The 16,987-nt window shown below is 63.0% G+C and carries 13 protein-coding genes; 3 read left to right on the forward strand and 10 right to left on the reverse strand.

The window, feature by feature from the left end:
• Nucleotides 1–8 precede the first annotated feature (8 nt).
• Both F6X59_RS24150 and F6X59_RS28775 read right to left on the reverse strand, forming a co-directional pair.
• Entirely contained in the window at nucleotides 9–1,112 is a 1,104-nt protein-coding gene (locus F6X59_RS24150) for an O-antigen ligase (RefSeq protein ID WP_306109987.1), read from the reverse strand.
• On the reverse strand, nucleotides 1,015–1,245 hold the full coding sequence (locus F6X59_RS28775; RefSeq protein WP_256669411.1) for a hypothetical protein: 231 nt from the start codon (nucleotides 1,243–1,245) through the stop codon (nucleotides 1,015–1,017). Before F6X59_RS28775 ends, F6X59_RS24150 begins: the two co-directional genes overlap by 98 nt.
• Before the next feature lie 43 nt (nucleotides 1,246–1,288).
• Between F6X59_RS28775 and F6X59_RS24155 the strand changes: the two genes are divergently transcribed.
• A complete protein-coding gene (locus tag F6X59_RS24155; protein WP_152958586.1) occupies nucleotides 1,289–1,894 on the forward strand; it encodes a toluene tolerance protein in 606 nt (201 codons plus the stop codon).
• Between the two features lie 2 nt (nucleotides 1,895–1,896).
• Here F6X59_RS24155 and F6X59_RS24160 read toward each other — a convergent pair whose 3' ends face one another.
• The 7 genes from F6X59_RS24160 to F6X59_RS24190 form a co-directional block, all read right to left on the reverse strand.
• Nucleotides 1,897–2,988: a glycosyltransferase gene (locus F6X59_RS24160; protein ID WP_152958588.1), complete on the reverse strand. Its 1,092-nt coding sequence runs from the start codon at nucleotides 2,986–2,988 to the stop codon at nucleotides 1,897–1,899.
• A gap of 265 nt (nucleotides 2,989–3,253) precedes the next feature.
• Nucleotides 3,254–4,210, reverse strand: a complete 957-nt coding sequence (locus F6X59_RS24165) for a glycosyltransferase (RefSeq protein WP_152958589.1) — start codon at nucleotides 4,208–4,210, stop codon at nucleotides 3,254–3,256.
• A gap of 37 nt (nucleotides 4,211–4,247) precedes the next feature.
• Complete coding sequence (locus F6X59_RS24170) at nucleotides 4,248–5,651, reverse strand: PIG-L family deacetylase (protein ID WP_346654554.1); 1,404 nt, start codon at nucleotides 5,649–5,651, stop codon at nucleotides 4,248–4,250.
• A complete protein-coding gene (locus tag F6X59_RS24175; protein ID WP_152958593.1) occupies nucleotides 5,648–6,544 on the reverse strand; it encodes an antimicrobial resistance protein Mig-14 in 897 nt (298 codons plus the stop codon). Before F6X59_RS24175 ends, F6X59_RS24170 begins: the two co-directional genes overlap by 4 nt.
• On the reverse strand, nucleotides 6,544–7,674 hold the full coding sequence (locus F6X59_RS24180; RefSeq protein ID WP_152958594.1) for a glycosyltransferase: 1,131 nt from the start codon (nucleotides 7,672–7,674) through the stop codon (nucleotides 6,544–6,546). The genes F6X59_RS24175 and F6X59_RS24180 overlap by 1 nt, the downstream gene beginning before the upstream one ends.
• Nucleotides 7,658–9,415: a carbamoyltransferase gene (locus F6X59_RS24185; RefSeq protein WP_152958596.1), complete on the reverse strand. Its 1,758-nt coding sequence runs from the start codon at nucleotides 9,413–9,415 to the stop codon at nucleotides 7,658–7,660. Before F6X59_RS24185 ends, F6X59_RS24180 begins: the two co-directional genes overlap by 17 nt.
• Before the next feature lie 142 nt (nucleotides 9,416–9,557).
• Entirely contained in the window at nucleotides 9,558–10,394 is an 837-nt protein-coding gene (locus F6X59_RS24190) for a 23S rRNA (adenine(2030)-N(6))-methyltransferase RlmJ (protein ID WP_152958598.1), read from the reverse strand.
• A 179-nt stretch (nucleotides 10,395–10,573) separates the two neighbouring features.
• On the opposite strand from F6X59_RS24190, the gene F6X59_RS24195 reads away from it, so the two are divergent.
• The gene (locus F6X59_RS24195; protein ID WP_152958599.1) at nucleotides 10,574–10,831 is read left to right on the forward strand and encodes a hypothetical protein; all 258 of its coding nucleotides are present in this window, start codon (nucleotides 10,574–10,576) and stop codon (nucleotides 10,829–10,831) included.
• A gap of 126 nt (nucleotides 10,832–10,957) precedes the next feature.
• Here F6X59_RS24195 and putP read toward each other — a convergent pair whose 3' ends face one another.
• Complete coding sequence (gene putP, locus F6X59_RS24200; RefSeq protein WP_152958601.1) at nucleotides 10,958–12,436, reverse strand: sodium/proline symporter PutP; 1,479 nt, start codon at nucleotides 12,434–12,436, stop codon at nucleotides 10,958–10,960.
• A 358-nt stretch (nucleotides 12,437–12,794) separates the two neighbouring features.
• Here putP and putA point away from each other — a divergent pair, with 358 nt between their 5' ends.
• A complete protein-coding gene (gene putA / locus F6X59_RS24205; protein ID WP_152958603.1) occupies nucleotides 12,795–16,748 on the forward strand; it encodes a trifunctional transcriptional regulator/proline dehydrogenase/L-glutamate gamma-semialdehyde dehydrogenase in 3,954 nt (1,317 codons plus the stop codon).
• Nucleotides 16,749–16,987 lie beyond the last annotated feature (239 nt).

Below are 16,987 nucleotides of genomic sequence, written 5' to 3' on the forward strand. Positions count from 1 at the left end.
CTCGCTGTTCAGGTTGAACCGCAAATTTTACCACAGGCATCATTTTCGGCACGCATCCATGGCAACAACATGACCAGGCCGACCGGCAGCCAGCTGACGAACCACTCTGCCCGGGGCGTTGCAGTGAGGCTGGCGGCATCGAACTGCATGGCCATGGTCGAGTAGATCCACAGGCAGAGCAGAATCTTGCCAAAGACCGTGTCGCGCGCTCGAACGATCTCTCCAAGCGCGAACAGCCACACGGCAATCCACAGCAGCATCCCAGGCACCCCGAACTCAACCGCAACATGGGTGAACATGTTGTGGGTGTGATCGAACTGCAGGCCCGCAGCTTCAACCTTGTAATGGCCACCCAGCCCCAGGCCGCCCCATGGGTGCTCGCCGATCATGTGCAGCGCCGAGCGGAAAATTTCGGGACGGAATGACGAGCCGCGCGCGGCGATGAGATCATAGACGGCGTAAAAGGCCAACCCGGTGCTCACCACGGCGAACAGCGCCATGAGCTGGCTGTGCCTGTCACGGAACCACAGGGGGGCCATGATCACAGGAATGACCAGCGCCACTGCCGCACCACGGCTCTGGCTCAAGGCGACGAATGCGCTCAGGCAGGCCAGTGCCAGCAGCCACCCCAGGCGCAAGGCACGCTGTTTTGGCAGATCGTAGAGCAGCAGCAGAGCAGCTACGCCGACAACATAGGCACCCAGGATCGGGTGCGAGATTTCGCCGATACCTTCCAGGCGCGTAATCAGCGGCATCGCCAGAACACCATAGAATCTGACAATCGAGACCAGCGCAGCAATCGCCAGCAAGCCAGCACCGATCCGCAACAACAGGCGAATGCGGGACGGGCCCATTTGCCCTATCAGCGGGAACGCCAGCAAGAAAAGCAGAATGTAGATCAGCCGCTTGCTTTCACGCGCGACTTCTTCATTGCTTGACCAGGCCAGGCTCAATGCCCCCCAGAGCAGGAACAGCACCAGCGCTCCCCACAGTGCGGGCTGACGCTGCCAGGCTTCAAGCAGAATGCGTCGCGCCGACCACGCCATCAACAAGGCTGGCAACCACATGAACAGGATCATGCCTTGCTGATACAACTTGTTGCTGGGCGCCAAGGCAATGGCTGCCAGGAACCAGATCAATCCCAATGATAACCAGGCCTTGGCCCAGTTTTTCTGATACAACATCCCTTCTCCCCGGTAACGCGAAATGACACCAGACATGGTGCAACAGCTTTATTTTCGGCATTATTGCCAGTCATTTTTGCTTGCCAGACGACAAGGCCCTATACATGCAGTGCTCCCGCCTCTCCCAGGTCGACTTCGATCAGATGACACTTGGTGCCCAGGTGCTAGAGGCAGATAGCCATGGCGCCAAAGTCTACCTGCTTGAAGATGGAAACTTCCTTAAGATTTTTCGCAGGAAACGTCTGATTTCATCCGCATTGTTGCGACCATACTCACAACGTTTCGTTGACAATGCTGCTCGACTCAAGCAATTCGGCATCCCCACTCTTGAAGTGATCAGCCAGCACAAACTCGATGTACCAGGCAGGACAGCAGTGCTGTATCGCCCGCTGCCAGGGCGCACATTGTTGCAGCTATCGCGTGATGCAGGGTTTAGCTGGGCCAACTACCTGCCCCGGCTGATCGAACTGATCCGTCAACTGCACAGCAACGGCGTGTACTTCCGGTCGCTGCATCTGGGCAATGTCGTGGTAACGCCTGACCAGCGCCTCGGCCTGATCGATGTGGCAGACATGCGCTTCCTGCGCCCGCCACTGTCCGCGCGAATGATCAGGCGCAATGTGCAACACATGGTGCGTTACATTGAGCGGGAGAACTTGGGAGACCAATTCCCTCTCGCCGACTTCGAGGCAGCTCTGCTGGCCCGCTGAGGTCAACCACGCAGCAGCTTCTGCGCCCCGTCACAGAACGCCTGCCATGCCGCCTCGGGTGCCAGCGCCTCGCGCTGACGAGCGGCCATGGCCTGAGCGCTGGGGGCATCGCAGCGTTCGATTGCCTGGGACCAGGCCTCGACGCCGCCAACCGGCAGGTAGCAGCCCGCCTCCCGCAACTGCTCACGAAACACTGGCAGATCGCTGCAGATCACCGGCAGATCCGCCATTACGGCCTCTTGCACCACAAGGCCCAGGCCCTCCGCACGCGACGGCACCAGCAGCCAGTCAAACGCCCGGTAGAGTTGTTGCAATTCATCGTGGTGGCCACACAACATCACCCGCCCGGCCAGATCCAGAGCGTCAATTTGCGCCTGCAAGCTGGCGCGCAGAGGGCCATCACCGACAATCGCCAGGCGCATGTCCGGTCGGCTGGCTGCCCCCTTGGCGAATGCCTCGATGAGCATCTCGAGGCCTTTGCTTTCTACCAGCCGCCCCACCGCTCCGAGCACCTGACCTGAGGCTTGGGGCAACGCCAGCACTTGGCGAGCCTGCTCACGGCTGAGCAGCGGCCTGGCAAAGGCCTGCGGGTCGAATGCCATGCGTAGCGCTTGCACAGGACGCCCAATATCCTGCTCCAGCGAGCGCGCCAAGGTTTGCGAAACGGCTGCGATGCTAAGTCGCTCAGAGGGCAACTGGTTCAACAAACGCACATCGCTGGCATTCAGCCGGGTACTGCCATGGAACAGCACTTTGACCCGCACTCCCGGGATTTGCTGCAACACCGGCAGCACCAAACGTGCGACCCCGACGCCGTCGAGCAGGATCACGTCAGCCTGGGCTTGTTGCAGCGCCCTGCGCAGACGCAGGCGCTGCCAAGGCAGCAACAGCCGCCAAAAGCTTTTACCCTTCAGCACACGCTGCGGTATGTGCCACACGCGGGTGGGGCCGCGGCTATGACACAGCTTACCGCCGAGCAACAACCAGTTACTGATGGTGGCATCGGCCCCCGCGTGCGACAGCACCTGTTGGTGGACCTTGTGGATGGACATGTACGGCGAACCGCCTGCCCACATCATGTTGACAATATTCATGGGGATAGCGCCCCTCTCCCGTGCAAGCCAGGTGGGACTGCAACTTCATTTAACAAGAATCGGATTTCCCATGCAGATAAGGGCGCCCATAACCAGCGTCAATGCCGGTCTCACCCGACATGGCGTCGGGAAAGCGCCCCCTCTCCAGCATAGGCTGGAAATGCTGGACAGCACTGCTGTCCCTTAGACGACCTTGGCAACTCGGGTTAGTGCCCGTAATCACCATGAAACCTTCAGCGAACGCTGTCATCGGACATGCTGATGATCAGAAGCCGAGCTTAAGCCGCAAGCGCTGCCAGGCAGACAGCGGCGGCTGAGGCCTGAGTGCCGGGCGCATATGCTCGACGATGCTCCGCCCCACTGCAGCGAAACTGAAACGCGACACTGCCAGCTCGCGACCATTTTCGGCAATCTCCTGCGCCAGCGCAGGGTTTTCACGCAAGGTGCGCAACTTGGCCTGTAGCGTCGGAATGTTGTCATAGAACACGACGTTGACCATGTCCTGCAGCCCCAGTGCACGATTTTCTGCCTCGCCCTGGTCGTATGCCAGCAGCACACAGCCACAGGCCATGGCTTCAAAATTCTTGATCATGTACTCGCCCATGCCGACATCGGCACTGACGAAAAAGCGAATGCGATTGAGGGTGTTGCAGTAGTCTTCACCCGACTTGGTGCGGGTCACCACCAGGTTCTCGACCTGCCCCAACTCGTCCAGCAGTGCCTTGCGTCCGCTGTAGGCAACACTGTTGGTGCTGCCAACGAACGCCAGTTCGATATCGCGCTCGCGGCCCTGGTCGGCCAGCAGTTGTTCGTCATAGCCCTTGGGCACGAAGACCGCGTCGAAGCCCTCCTGGCGCAGGCGCTCGCTGACCATGTAGCCAGAGCTGATCACCCGCGCCCACGGCAGCTTGCGGTAATGCGCGCTGAACTTGCCGGTGTACTTGCAAGGGATGTAGTTCTGGTAGGCGTCATGCTCAAGAATGACCAGGTTCGGCACCGTGCGGATGAAGGCGGCCTGGCGGATCTCTTGCTTGAAGCGCAGGAAGAAGACGATGCGGTCATAGCGCTCGACCTGCACTTCACGCTTGAAGTAGCGGCGCAGGTTGCGCTGGTCTTCGCTGGTCAGCCAGCGCAGGTCGCATTCGCAGTTGGCCGCGACGCCGTCGTACAGGCGATCGAGGATCGCGCGCTGTTCCTTCTGTACCAGAAATAGGACTTTCATTGCTTTCCTTGGGCGCTCTGCGCCATCGCGGTCGGGTTTACAGCTCACGCCGCCAGAACAATTCATGCCGGCGCACGGCCTTGCGGAAAAACTCATTCTCTCCGTAAGGCGACGGCCGGCGCCCCGCCAGCCAGCGCTGCAGCAAGCGACGCAGGCGGCGCTTGAACGGTGCAGGGGGCTGCAAGTCGTGCATCATGCCCAAGGCCATGGCCTTGTCCCGCTGGGTAGCGACATCCAGCAGCAGGGTGCATGGCGCCCAGGCCTGCTCTGCGCTCAGTTGCGGCGGCAAGGCCACACCATCGCCGCTGTCGCCCATGGGCCAGCGGTCGTTGTCATGCAGGTGGTTGGCGTAGCACAGCAGCGTCTGCGGCTGCCAGGCCAGGCCTTGCAGAGCCTCCATGACCGCCGCCTGGGCGCAGATATGGTCAGGGTGTGGGTCAAGTTGCGGATGCGGCATGACCAGCACTTCAGGCTTGGCCATTTCCAGCAGGGCCCGCAAATCGGCCAGCAGGTTTTGCCAGGTTGGCGCACCATCGCGGTCCGCCGGCAGCGGGAACGGGTTGAACTGGCGGAACGGGCGGATATCGGCCATGTCCGCTTCGCGGGAGGCAGCAGGCTGGTCAGGGGCGAGCTGCATGGCGGGCAGCTGCAGGCAGAAATACCCCAACTGCATGCAGCGTGACTCCGGTACGCCGGCCCAGCGCGGTACGGCGATGCTGTCCCAGGCGCGCAGGCGTCCCTTCAAGCGGGCAGCCTCCGACTTGCCCAGGCCCATCTGCTGATAGTGCTCGGCCTCGATCTCACCCGCAGTCAGGGTCACCACCCAGGTCTCGTCCGCCTGACTGTACAAACCATAAGCGGCCAGCTCGGCATCATCGGCATGCGGCGCGATCACCATCACGCGACGACGCTGCAGCTCGACGCTGGGTGTTATCCACAGGCGCGGCTCACCCACCAGCCGGCAATGCCGCCCGCGCAGGTGCAGCGTGCCCGCTTGCAGCGGTGCCGCCAACCCGGTGAGGTTGAGGAAGCGCAGCCCATCGACACCGCGCTCGAAGGTCTGCTGATCGCGCAGCTCGTCGCCGAGCAGCTCGACCCGCGGATCGAGGAAGCGCCCAAGCCAGCCGCTTTTCACCCGCACTTCAAGCACCAGGGTCTCATCGCCCTGCAACGCCGCCTCCACCTTGAGCAGCCCGTCGCGCAGCACGACCGGCGCTTCGTGGCTCAGCTCGCCGAAGCGGTAGGCGTAATCCTCGCCAGGCGCATAGAACAGGTGGTCGGCGAACCAGGCTTCGTGAGCGGCCCAGAGCAACGGCAGCAGCAACAGCGGCAGCCACCACCAGGTGAATACACCCAGCGCCACCAGCACGACCAGGCTGGCAAGCAAGCCCAGGCGCTTGTTGCGCCGATGGCGCTTTAGCAACTGCTGCTTGCGGCTCACGCCTGGAATACCGGCACAGGGTTGCACCAACGGTCCTTGTACTCCCGGTCAGCACGGCCGAACGAGAAGCGCAGCGGTTTGTTGCGCGCCTTGGCATCGTCCCAGGCCGCCTGGGTATTGAGGAAGCTCAGCACGCTACCTGGGCTGAAGGCCTTGGTTTCCGGGTCGACACCGCCGTTGATGTATTCGACGCTGATCCACTCAGGCGCTTCGACGCGATACACCAGCTGGATGGCGATTGGCTTGTCGTCGAGCATCAGCACCGAGCCGATCAGCAGCTCGCGCAGGCGCTCCAGCACTTCGGCCATGCGCTCGGCACCGGTGGCCGGGAAGCCCCAGCGGCGCTGGAACAGGTCGCAGTACATGGCGGCGATCTGCTGCGCACTGAAGTCGCTGATCGGGCGCACCACGCCGCCCGCTTCTTCCAGCAGGCGCAATTCGCGGCGCTGGTTGTAGCGGAACTTCTTCGACAGGTCTTCATGGGCGCGGGCCATGGCCAGTTGCTCCTTCTGCACCTTGAGGCCGCTGAAGCGGCCCTGGTTCAGCTCGGACAGGTAGCGTGCGCCATGGCGCAACGGCGCGCCGGCATCAGCCGTGGCCGGCAGGATGATCTCGGCATTGCCAAGGTCGAACAGGGCCTTCTTGCCGGCACGCTTGAGCACGTCCTTGGACAACGCCAGATGACGCCCCCAGGTCGGGATGGCAGCTTTCAGCTCACCCGCCCGGTACCAGCCCAGGTAACGCACCGGAATCTGCGCCAGGTCCGCCAGTTGCTCGACCACCAACGGGTGCGTCGCGACGCTGCCGCCGAAACGCGCCCACGCCTCGGCGTAGGCAGGCGCATCAATGGCCTGCCAACCGCGCTCGCGGAAGGCCTGGATATGATTGAGCATCAAGCCTTCCCCACCAGCGCACGAACCTGTGGCAACTGCCAGAACGCCTCGCGCACGGCCTGGTCGGAGAAACGCTCGTGCAGGCGCTGCAGCATATGCGCGGCGCAGGCTTCACGCTGCTGCTCATTCAGCGCAGCCATGTGCTTGAGACCCTGTGCCAGTTGCCCGGCATCGGCCAGCGGGAACAGCACACCAACACCTTCGACCACCTCTCGCGCACCGCCGCACGCCGTGGCCAGCAGCGGCACGCCAGCGACCATGGCTTCGAGCAGGACCATGCCGAACGGCTCATGGTCGGAGCTCAGGGCGAACACATCGAAAGCCTGGAAGTAGCGACGCGCATCCGGCACCTGGCCGAGGAAGTCCACCTGCGCGGCAATACCCAGCTCGGCAGCCTGTGCCTTGAGCTTGGCCTCCAGGCGGCCCTTGCCAAGGATTGCCAGGCGTGCACCGGCCGGCAGGCCCGGCAGCGCCTCGGCAAAGCCACGCAGCAAGGTCGCCTGATCCTTGTCGGGGTGCAGGCGGCCGACGTTGCCGACCACCCATGCCTGGGCATCCAGGCCCAACGCCTCGCGGGCTTCGGCACGGGGTACCAGGGCAGCTTGCAGGGCGTCGATGTCGATACGGTTGTACAACGTCTGGATACGCTCGGCCGGCCACTGCGGCAAGCAGCGGCGCATGTCGTCACGCACCGCATCCGACACACCCAGCAGGCTCAGGCGCTTGCTGAACAGGTTGGCGAACAGGCGCCGACCCTTGCGCTCATAGTCGCCGAACGCATGGTGCACGCCGATCACCGGCAAGCCGGTGCCCAGCAGCGCAACATAGATTGGCTTGAAACGGTGCGCGATGCAGAAGCTGAAATTGCGCTCGGCCGCGATACGGCGCAGGGCACGAATGGCACCGAGCTTCAGGCCGCGCACAGCCTTGGAGCTGAATTCGAGAAACAGCACCTCGTCCGACGCGCAGCCAGCCGCAACCTGCGGGTCGGCAGCGCCGGTGAGGAACACGGTGGTGACCTTGTAGCCGCTGCCCTGGAACAGGCTGGCGTACTGACGGGCGCAATCGAGGAACGGCCCGTCATAGCCATGGCAGAACTGCAGGATCCGCGCTTCAGAGCGGCTGGTCATAGGCGGCGGCGCCGTCCTTCACGACCAGGATGTCTTCCATGATCAGGTACTGCAGGTCCGAACCGAAGAACATGTTCAGCGCGTCGGTCGGCGAGCAGATCATCGGCTCGCCACGGCGGTTCAGCGAGGTGTTCAGCGACACGCCGTTGCCGGTCAGGTCTTCCAGCGCCTTCATCATGTCGTAGTAGCGCGGGTTGTATTCACGCTTGAGCACCTGGGCACGCGAGGTGCCGTCCTCGTGGACCACTTCCGGCACACGGGTCTTCCACTCTTCAGCCACTTCGAAGGTGAAGGTCATGAACGGCGCCGGGTGGTCGACCTTGATCATCTGCGGGGCGACGGTGTCGAGCATCGACGGGCAGAAAGGTCTCCAGCGTTCGCGGAACTTGATCTGCTCGTTGATGCGGTTGGCCACGCCCGGCACGCTCGGGCAGCCGATGATCGAACGCCCGCCCAGGGCACGTGGGCCGAATTCCATGCGGCCCTGGAACCAGGCTACCGGGTTGCCTTCGACCATGATCTTGGCGATACGCTGCGGCATGTCGTCGAGCTTGCGCCACTTCGGCGCGTTCGGGTGGCGGGCGCAGGCGGCGATCACGTCTTCGTTGGAGTAGGACGGGCCGAGGTAGACGTGCTCCATCTTCTCGACCGGCACGCCACGGGCGTGGGAAACGTAGGCAGCAGCGCCGACGGCGGTACCGGCGTCGCCGGAAGCCGGCTGGACGAACAGCTCCTTGACGTCAGGACGGGCGATGATCTTCTGGTTGAGCTTGACGTTCAGCGCGCAGCCGCCGGCGAAGGCCAGCTTGCCGGTTTCACGCAGGGTGTCGCCCAGGTAGTGGTCGATCATCTGCAGGGCGATCTTTTCGAACAACGCCTGCATGCTGGCCGCATAGTGGATGTACGGCTCGTCGGCGATGTCGCCTTCGCGCTTGGGGCCCAGCCATTCGATCAGCTTCGGCGAGAAGTAGAACCCCTTGCCCTTCTCTTTATAACGGCGCAGGCCGATGACGTTGGCGTACTCGGTGTTGATCACCAGTTCGCCGTTCTCGAAGCTGGCCAGGCGGGAGAAGTCGTACTTGCTGGCGTCGCCGTACGGCGCCATGCCCATGACCTTGAACTCGCCGTCGAGCATCTCGAAACCGAGGAACTCGGTGATTGCGCCGTACAGGCCACCCAGCGAGTCCGGATCGAAGAATTCCTTGATCTTGTGGATCTTGCCGTTTTCGCCGTAGCCGAAGAAGGTGGTGGCGTACTCACCCTTGCCGTCGATGCCGAGGATCGCGGTCTTTTCCTTGAAGCCCGAGCAGTGATAGGCGCTGGAGGCGTGGGCCAGGTGGTGCTCGACCGGCTCGATCTTGACCTTCTTCGGGTCGAAGCCCAGCTGCTCCAGGCACCAGACAATCTTCTTGCGGTAGCGCTTGTAGCGACGGTTGCCCATCAGGATGGCGTCGAGGGCGCGGTCCGGAGCGTACCAGTAGCGCTTGGCGTAGTGCCAGCGGGCCTTGCCGAACAGGCTGATCGGGGCGAACGGGATGGCCACCACGTCAACGTCGGACGGCTTGATGCCGGCTTGTTCCAGGCAGAATTTCGCCGACTCGTAGGGCATGCGGTTCTTCGCATGCTTGTCACGCACGAAGCGCTCTTCTTCGGCGGCGGCAATCAGTTTGCCGTCGATGTACAGGGCCGCGGAAGGGTCATGGCTAAGGGCGCCGGACAGGCCAAGAATCGTCAATGCCAAGGGATTAGCCTCTTCATTCGGTAGAGATGCGCCAGCGGCCTCATGGGCGGGTGGCGGCTAAAGGGCGAGATTATAACGCAAACATATGCGCAACGCGGCAACCTGTACTGGCCGGCGATGAGGCCAGTACAGGCAAGCAGAATTATTCGGCGATCAGCCAGTCCATGCGGAAGCTGCCGGCAGTCTGTGCCAGCTCCTTGGCCAGCCAAGGCAGCAGCTCGCGCAGCTCTTCTTCCAGCCCCCAAGGCGGGTTGGCGATAGCCAGGCCAGAACCGTTGAGACCCTGCGGACTATCCTGATGGTGCACATACAGCTCGACCCGCAGCAGCTTTGGCGCACCGGTGCTGGTCAGGTCCTGGTAAAAGCGGGTCAGCGAGCGCTGGTCCTTGATCGGGTACCAGATGGCCGCGACGGTCTGGCGCATGCGGCCGATCGCCTCTTTCATCGAGGTGGTGCAGCGCTTGAGCTCGTCTGCCTGCTCGAACGGCGGGTCGATCAGCATGATCGCGCGCTTTTCCTGCACGGGCAGCAAGGCACGCGGCACATGCCAGCCTTCGCCCAGGTGCACGACCACACGCGGGTCCTTCTTCATGTTCTCTCTGAGCAGCGGCCCGTCTTCCGGGTGCTTCTCGTTGAGCAGGGCACGATCCTGCTGGCGCATCAGGCGACGAGCCAGCTCGGGTGAACCCGGGTAGTAGCGCAGCTCACCATCGGCATTCAGACGCTTGATGATACGCAGGTAGTCGGCGGCCATGGCCGGCACGTCATCGCGATTCCACAGGCGGGCGACGCCTTCCAGGTACTCGCCGGTGCGGGTCGCCTGATCGCCTTGCAGGTCGTACAGACCGAGGCCGGCATGGGTGTCGATGTAGGCGAACGGCTGCTCCTTGCGCGACATCAGGGCGATGAGGCGGGTCAGCACGATATGCTTGAGGACGTCGGCGTGGTTGCCGGCGTGGAAGGCGTGACGATAATTCATGGCAACTCCTGCGGGGGTGGCAAGTTTACCTCGTAAGGCGGGTGCAGTCAGGTATGTCGGTCGTTTTCACGGGACATCCCGAGCATTTCAGCAGCCCGCGCCGGGGGTAGCCATACCCTGTTCCTCGATGCAGGCCGAAAACCAACAATCGTGCCTCCACTCACCAAGGAGCACTTCACATGAAAGCTTCCATCAAGTTTGACAACACCGCGACACCACTTCTGCACGGCGATCTCGGCATCGAAAACGTGCCATACACTGCAATGCTTGAAATCAAGAAGCCCGACGGCAGCATTGACAACCTGGTCGTACCGCACTCGAACGGCACAACCTGGTCTTTGACCATGAGCGGATACGCCCCCGGCGATTACGACGCACTGATCCACCCAAGGGAAGCCGGCGCGTTCGAAGCAACACGAGTGAAGTTCACGCTGTAATCACGCCTCGCTGAAAACGCAAGCGGCCCGAACAATCAGATTGTTCGGGCCGCTTGCGTTTACCGGGCCAACGCCCAATGGATCACGACCAGCAGACAGCGCCAAGCGCGACTGCTGGCACAAGCGTTACTTGTCAGCGTGATACGCCGCATCAGCGGTTTCGAAGCGCTGCACCATCGCCTGCGATGGGCTGCCCAACTTGCTCACCAGGATGATGGCAATGCTGGCGAACAGGAAGCCAGGGATGATTTCGTACAGGCCAAGCGTGTCGAAGTTCTTCCACAGGATCACCGTCAGCGCACCGACCACGATACCGGCCAGCGCACCGTTACGGGTCATGCCCTTCCACAGCACCGAGATCAGCACCACCGGACCAAAGGCAGCACCGAAGCCGGCCCAGGCGTAGGCCACCAGGCCCAGCACGCGGTTTTCCGGGTTGGCCGCCATGGCAATGGCGATCAGGGCCACGGCCAGCACCATCAGACGGCCGACCCAGACCAACTCGCCCTGCGAAGCGTTCTTGCGCAGGAAGGCCTTGTAGAAGTCTTCGGTCAGGGCACTGGAGCAAACCAGCAGCTGGCAGCTCAGGGTGCTCATCACCGCCGCCAGGATAGCCGACAGCAGCACACCGGCAATCCACGGATTGAACAGGATCTTGGCCAGCTCGATGAACACGCGCTCGTGGTTCTCGGTGACCGGGCCAGCCAGGTCAGGGTGTGCCGAGAAGTAGGCGATACCGAAGAAGCCCACGGCGCAGGTACCGGCCAGGCACAGGATCATCCAGGTCATGGAGATGCGACGCGCCTTGGCGATCGACTTGACCGAGTCGGCGGCCATGAAGCGCGCCAGGATGTGCGGCTGACCGAAGTAGCCCAGACCCCAGCCCATCAGCGAAATGATGCCGACGAAGGTTGCACCCTTGAGCATGTCGAAGTTGGCCGGGTTCTGCGCTTCGATGGCCAGGATGGTGGTATCGAAACCACCGGTGGAAATCAGCACGATCACCGGGGTGAGGATCAACGCGAAGATCATCAGCGAAGCCTGCACGGTATCGGTCCAGCTCACCGCCAGGAAGCCACCGATGAAGGTGTAGGCGATGGTCGCGGCGGCACCAGCCCACAGGGCAGTCTCGTACGGCATGCCGAAGGTGCTTTCGAACAGACGGGCACCGGCAACGATGCCGGAGGCACAATAGATGGTGAAGAACACCAGGATCACGATCGCCGAGATGATCCGCAGCACGCCACTCTTGTCGTCGAAGCGGCTGGAGAAGTAGTCCGGCAGGGTCAGCGCATCGCCGTTGTGCTCGGTCTGCACGCGCAGACGGCCAGCGACGAACAGCCAGTTGAGGTAAGCACCTACGGTCAGGCCGATGGCGATCCAGGCTTCGGAAAGGCCGGAGAAGTAGATGGCGCCCGGCAGCCCCATCAGCAGCCAGCCGCTCATGTCGGAAGCACCGGCGGAGAGCGCGGTAACCACGCTACCCAGGCTGCGACCGCCGAGGATGTAGTCGGAAAGGTTGTTGGTGGAGCGATAGGCCGCGAAACCGATCAGCACCATTGCCGCGATGTAGATCACGAAGGTGATCGTTAGTGGATTGCCCATGCGTGTGCCCTGGCGTTTGTTTTTATCTCGTACGCAACCTTCTTCGAAGACGGTTGCACCCAGGCGGCGCATCCTATGCAACAACGCAAAGTCGGTGCAACCATTTTTCATTTGCGAGTTGCACCCTCTCGTGCGCTTTGCGACAAATCCTGTTTTTTGCTCCCCTTTGGAGCAAAAACACGATTTTTCATAAGAAAACGCACCGTTATGAACTCTTTTTGAGCTGTAGGATGAATCCTCAGACGAGTTGCACCTTTTCCTCAAAAAATTCGGGTTGCACCTGGTTGCACCCGAAAACGGCTACAGCTAATCTTGGCGCAGCTTAAGCCACAACCGTGGCAATAATGAGGATAAGAAATTGGCGACGACCACCCTTGGGGTCAAACTTGACGACCCGACCCGCGAGCGACTCAAAGCAGCTGCGCAGTCCATCGACCGCACGCCGCACTGGTTGATCAAGCAAGCGATCTTCAATTACCTGGAGAAGCTCGAGGGTGGCGCTACCCTGACCGAACTCAACGGTCACGCCAACAACCTGGCCGATGACGCTGGCGAAGTCCAGCCAGACCACGCCCACCAGTGCTTCCTCGAATTCGCCGAGAGCATCCTGCCGCAGTCGGTACTGCGCTCGGCGATCACCGCCGCCTACCGCCGCCCCGAGCAGGAAGTCGTGCCAATGCTGCTGGAGCAGGCGCGCCTGAGCGCTCCACTGGCCGAAGCCACCAACAAGCTGGCTGCTGGCATCGCCGAAAAACTGCGTAACCAGAAGAGTGCTGGCGGCCGTGCCGGCATCGTTCAGGGCCTGCTGCAGGAGTTTTCCCTGTCGTCCCAGGAAGGCGTTGCCCTGATGTGCCTGGCCGAAGCCCTGCTGCGCATCCCTGACAAAGGTACCCGTGACGCCCTGATCCGCGACAAGATCAGCAATGGCAACTGGCAGCCGCACCTGGGCAACAGCCCGTCGCTGTTCGTCAACGCTGCTACCTGGGGTCTGCTGCTGACCGGCAAACTGGTCTCCACCCATAATGAAGCCGGCCTCACCTCCTCGCTCACCCGCATCATCGGCAAGAGCGGCGAGCCGATGATCCGCAAGGGCGTCGACATGGCCATGCGCCTGATGGGCGAGCAGTTCGTCACCGGCGAAACCATTGCCGAAGCGCTGGCCAACGCCAGCCGCTTCGAAGCCAAAGGCTTCCGTTATTCCTACGACATGCTCGGCGAAGCCGCACTGACCGAACACGACGCGCAGAAGTACCTGGCCTCGTACGAGCAGGCGATCCACTCGATCGGCAAGGCTTCCCACGGCCGCGGCATCTATGAAGGCCCGGGCATCTCGATCAAGCTGTCGGCACTGCACCCACGCTACAGCCGCGCCCAGTACGAGCGCGTGATGGAAGAGCTGTACCCGCGCCTGCTGTCGCTGACCCTGCTGGCCAAGCAATATGACATCGGCCTGAACATCGACGCCGAAGAGGCCGACCGCCTGGAACTGTCCCTCGACCTGCTCGAGCGCCTGTGCTTCGAGCCGGCCCTGGCGGGCTGGAACGGTATCGGCTTCGTCATCCAGGCCTACCAGAAGCGCTGCCCGTACGTGATCGACTATGTCATCGACCTGGCCAAGCGCAGCCGCCACCGCCTGATGATCCGCCTGGTGAAAGGCGCCTACTGGGACAGCGAGATCAAGCGCGCCCAGGTCGAAGGCCTGGAAGGCTACCCGGTCTACACCCGCAAGGTGTACACCGACGTGTCCTACGTTGCCTGTGCCCGCAAGCTGCTGGCCGTGCCAGAAGCCATCTACCCGCAGTTCGCTACCCACAACGCCCACACCCTGTCTGCCATCTACCACATTGCCGGCCAGAACTATTACCCGGGCCAGTACGAGTTCCAGTGCCTGCACGGCATGGGTGAACCACTGTACGAACAGGTTGTAGGCAAGGTCGCCGACGGCAAGCTGAACCGTCCGTGCCGCGTGTACGCCCCGGTCGGCACCCATGAAACCCTGCTGGCCTACCTGGTTCGCCGCCTGCTGGAGAACGGCGCCAACACCTCGTTCGTCAACCGCATCGCCGACCACTCGATTTCCATCCAGGAACTGGTCGCCGACCCGGTCTCCAGCATCGAACGCATGGGCACCCAGGAAGGCAGCATCGGCCTGCCGCACCCGCGCATCCCGCTGCCGCGTGAACTGTATGGCCGCGAGCGGGCCAACTCGGCCGGCATCGACATGGCCAACGAACACCGCCTGGCGTCGCTGTCCTGCGCCATGCTGGCCACTGCCAACAACGACTGGAAAGCCACCCCACTGCTGGCCTGCGCCGCCAGCGAGGCTGCTGCCGTGCCGGTACTGAACCCGGCGGACCACCGTGACGTGGTCGGCCACGTGCAGGAAGCCACCGTCGCCGACGTCGACAATGCCATCCAGTGCGCGCTTAACGCTGCGCCAATCTGGCAGGCCACGCCGCCCGCCGAGCGGGCCGCGATCCTCGAGCGCACCGCCGACCTGATGGAAGCCGAAATCCAGCCGTTGATGGGCCTGCTCATCCGCGAAGCCGGCAAGACCTTCGCCAACGCCATCGCCGAAGTGCGCGAAGCCGTGGACTTCCTGCGTTACTACGCGGTGCAGGCTCGCAACGATTTCAGCAACGACGCCCACCGCCCGCTGGGCCCGGTGGTGTGCATCAGCCCGTGGAACTTCCCGCTGGCGATCTTCACCGGCCAAGTGGCCGCCGCCTTGGCAGCCGGCAACCCGGTATTGGCCAAGCCGGCCGAGCAGACCCCGCTGATCGCCGCCCAGGCCGTGCGCCTGCTGCTGGAAGCCGGTATTCCGCAAGGCGTGCTGCAACTGCTGCCAGGCCGCGGCGAAACCGTTGGTGCCGGCCTGGTTGGTGACGAGCGCGTCAAAGGCGTGATGTTCACCGGCTCCACCGAAGTTGCCCGCCTGCTGCAGCGCAATGTCGCTGGCCGCCTGGACAACCAGGGCCGGCCGATCCCGCTGATCGCCGAAACCGGTGGCCAGAACGCCATGATCGTCGACTCCTCGGCACTCACCGAGCAGGTGGTGATCGACGTGGTGTCCTCGGCCTTCGACAGCGCCGGCCAGCGTTGCTCGGCCCTGCGCGTGCTGTGCCTGCAGGAAGACTCCGCCGACCGCGTGATCGAAATGCTCAAGGGCGCCATGGCCGAGAGCCGCCTGGGCTGCCCGGACCGCCTGGCCGTGGACATCGGCCCGGTGATCGACGCCGAGGCCAAGGCCGGGATCGAGAAGCACATCCAGGGCATGCGCGAGAAAGGCCGCACGGTCTATCAAGTCGCAATCGCCGATGCGGCCGAGATCAAGCGTGGCACCTTCGTCATGCCAACCTTGATCGAGCTGGACAGCTTCGACGAACTCAAGCGTGAAATCTTCGGCCCGGTGCTGCACGTGGTGCGCTACAACCGCCGCAACCTGGACCAGCTGATCGAGCAGATCAACGCTTCTGGCTACGGCCTGACCCTCGGCGTGCACACCCGCATCGACGAGACCATCGCCAAGGTGGTGGAAACCGCCAACGCCGGCAACATGTACGTCAACCGCAACATCGTTGGCGCCGTGGTGGGCGTGCAGCCGTTCGGTGGTGAAGGCCTGTCCGGCACTGGCCCGAAAGCCGGCGGCCCGCTGTACCTGTACCGCCTGCTGTCGACGCGCCCGGCCGATGCAATTGGCCGCCACTTCCAGCATCAGGACGGCGAAGGCCAGCCGGACCGCGCCCTGCACGACCAGCTGATCAAGCCGCTGCACGTTCTCAAGGCCTGGGCCGAGAGCAACCAGCAGGCTGACCTGGCCGCCCTGTGCAGCCAGTTCGCCGGCCAGTCGCAGAGCGGCATCGCCCGCCTGCTGCCAGGCCCGACCGGTGAGCGCAACACCTACACCATCCTGCCGCGCGAGCATGTGCTGTGCCTGGCGGACAACGAAGCCGACCTGCTGGCGCAATTCGCTGCCGTGCTGGCGGTGGGTAGCTCGGCGGTGTGGGCTGACAGCGAGCCAGGCAAGGCCCTGCGCGGCCGCCTGCCACGTGAGCTGCAGGCCAAGGTCAAGCTGGTGGCGGACTGGAACAAGGATGAAGTGGCGTTTGACGCCGTGATCCACCATGGCGACTCCGACCAGCTGCGCAGCGTGTGCCAGCAGGTGGCCAAGCGCGCTGGCGCGATCGTCGGTGTGCACGGGCTGTCCAGCGGCGACCACCAGATTGCACTGGAGCGCCTGGTGATCGAGCGGGCGGTGAGTGTGAACACTGCGGCGGCGGGCGGTAATGCCAGCCTGATGACCATTGGCTGACGCCTGGGGTTGTTGATGAAAAAGGAGAGCTTTGGCTCTCCTTTTTTCATGGGATGTCCTGAGGGGGTATCAAGGCTGACAGGTGCATGCCTTGGTTCCTTCAGCGCCTATGAGATCGAGCGGCGCGAGATCGGCATCGTTGTGGCGACTACCTACCCGGGACTGTCAGATTTTTTGTGTGCGGGCCGGTAACGGCCTGCCGTTAGGCAGGCCCTGATTTTCACCAGGTCGGCCTGATG

It is taken from the genome of Pseudomonas sp. MN1F, from assembly GCF_009391885.1.
Lineage (GTDB): Bacteria > Pseudomonadota > Gammaproteobacteria > Pseudomonadales > Pseudomonadaceae > Aquipseudomonas.

Coding starts and splice junctions, on each gene's coding strand:
- F6X59_RS28775 (WP_256669411.1), bottom strand. CDS start 1,245: ATGCCGAAAATAAAGCTGTTGCACCATGTCTGGTGTCATTTCGCGTTA.
- F6X59_RS24155 (WP_152958586.1), top strand. CDS start 1,289: ATGCAGTGCTCCCGCCTCTCCCAGGTCGACTTCGATCAGATGACACTT.
- F6X59_RS24160 (WP_152958588.1), bottom strand. CDS start 2,988: ATGAATATTGTCAACATGATGTGGGCAGGCGGTTCGCCGTACATGTCC.
- F6X59_RS24165 (WP_152958589.1), bottom strand. CDS start 4,210: ATGAAAGTCCTATTTCTGGTACAGAAGGAACAGCGCGCGATCCTCGAT.
- F6X59_RS24175 (WP_152958593.1), bottom strand. CDS start 6,544: ATGCTCAATCATATCCAGGCCTTCCGCGAGCGCGGTTGGCAGGCCATT.
- F6X59_RS24180 (WP_152958594.1), bottom strand. CDS start 7,674: ATGACCAGCCGCTCTGAAGCGCGGATCCTGCAGTTCTGCCATGGCTAT.
- F6X59_RS24190 (WP_152958598.1), bottom strand. CDS start 10,394: ATGAATTATCGTCACGCCTTCCACGCCGGCAACCACGCCGACGTCCTC.
- F6X59_RS24195 (WP_152958599.1), top strand. CDS start 10,574: ATGAAAGCTTCCATCAAGTTTGACAACACCGCGACACCACTTCTGCAC.
- putP (WP_152958601.1), bottom strand. CDS start 12,436: ATGGGCAATCCACTAACGATCACCTTCGTGATCTACATCGCGGCAATG.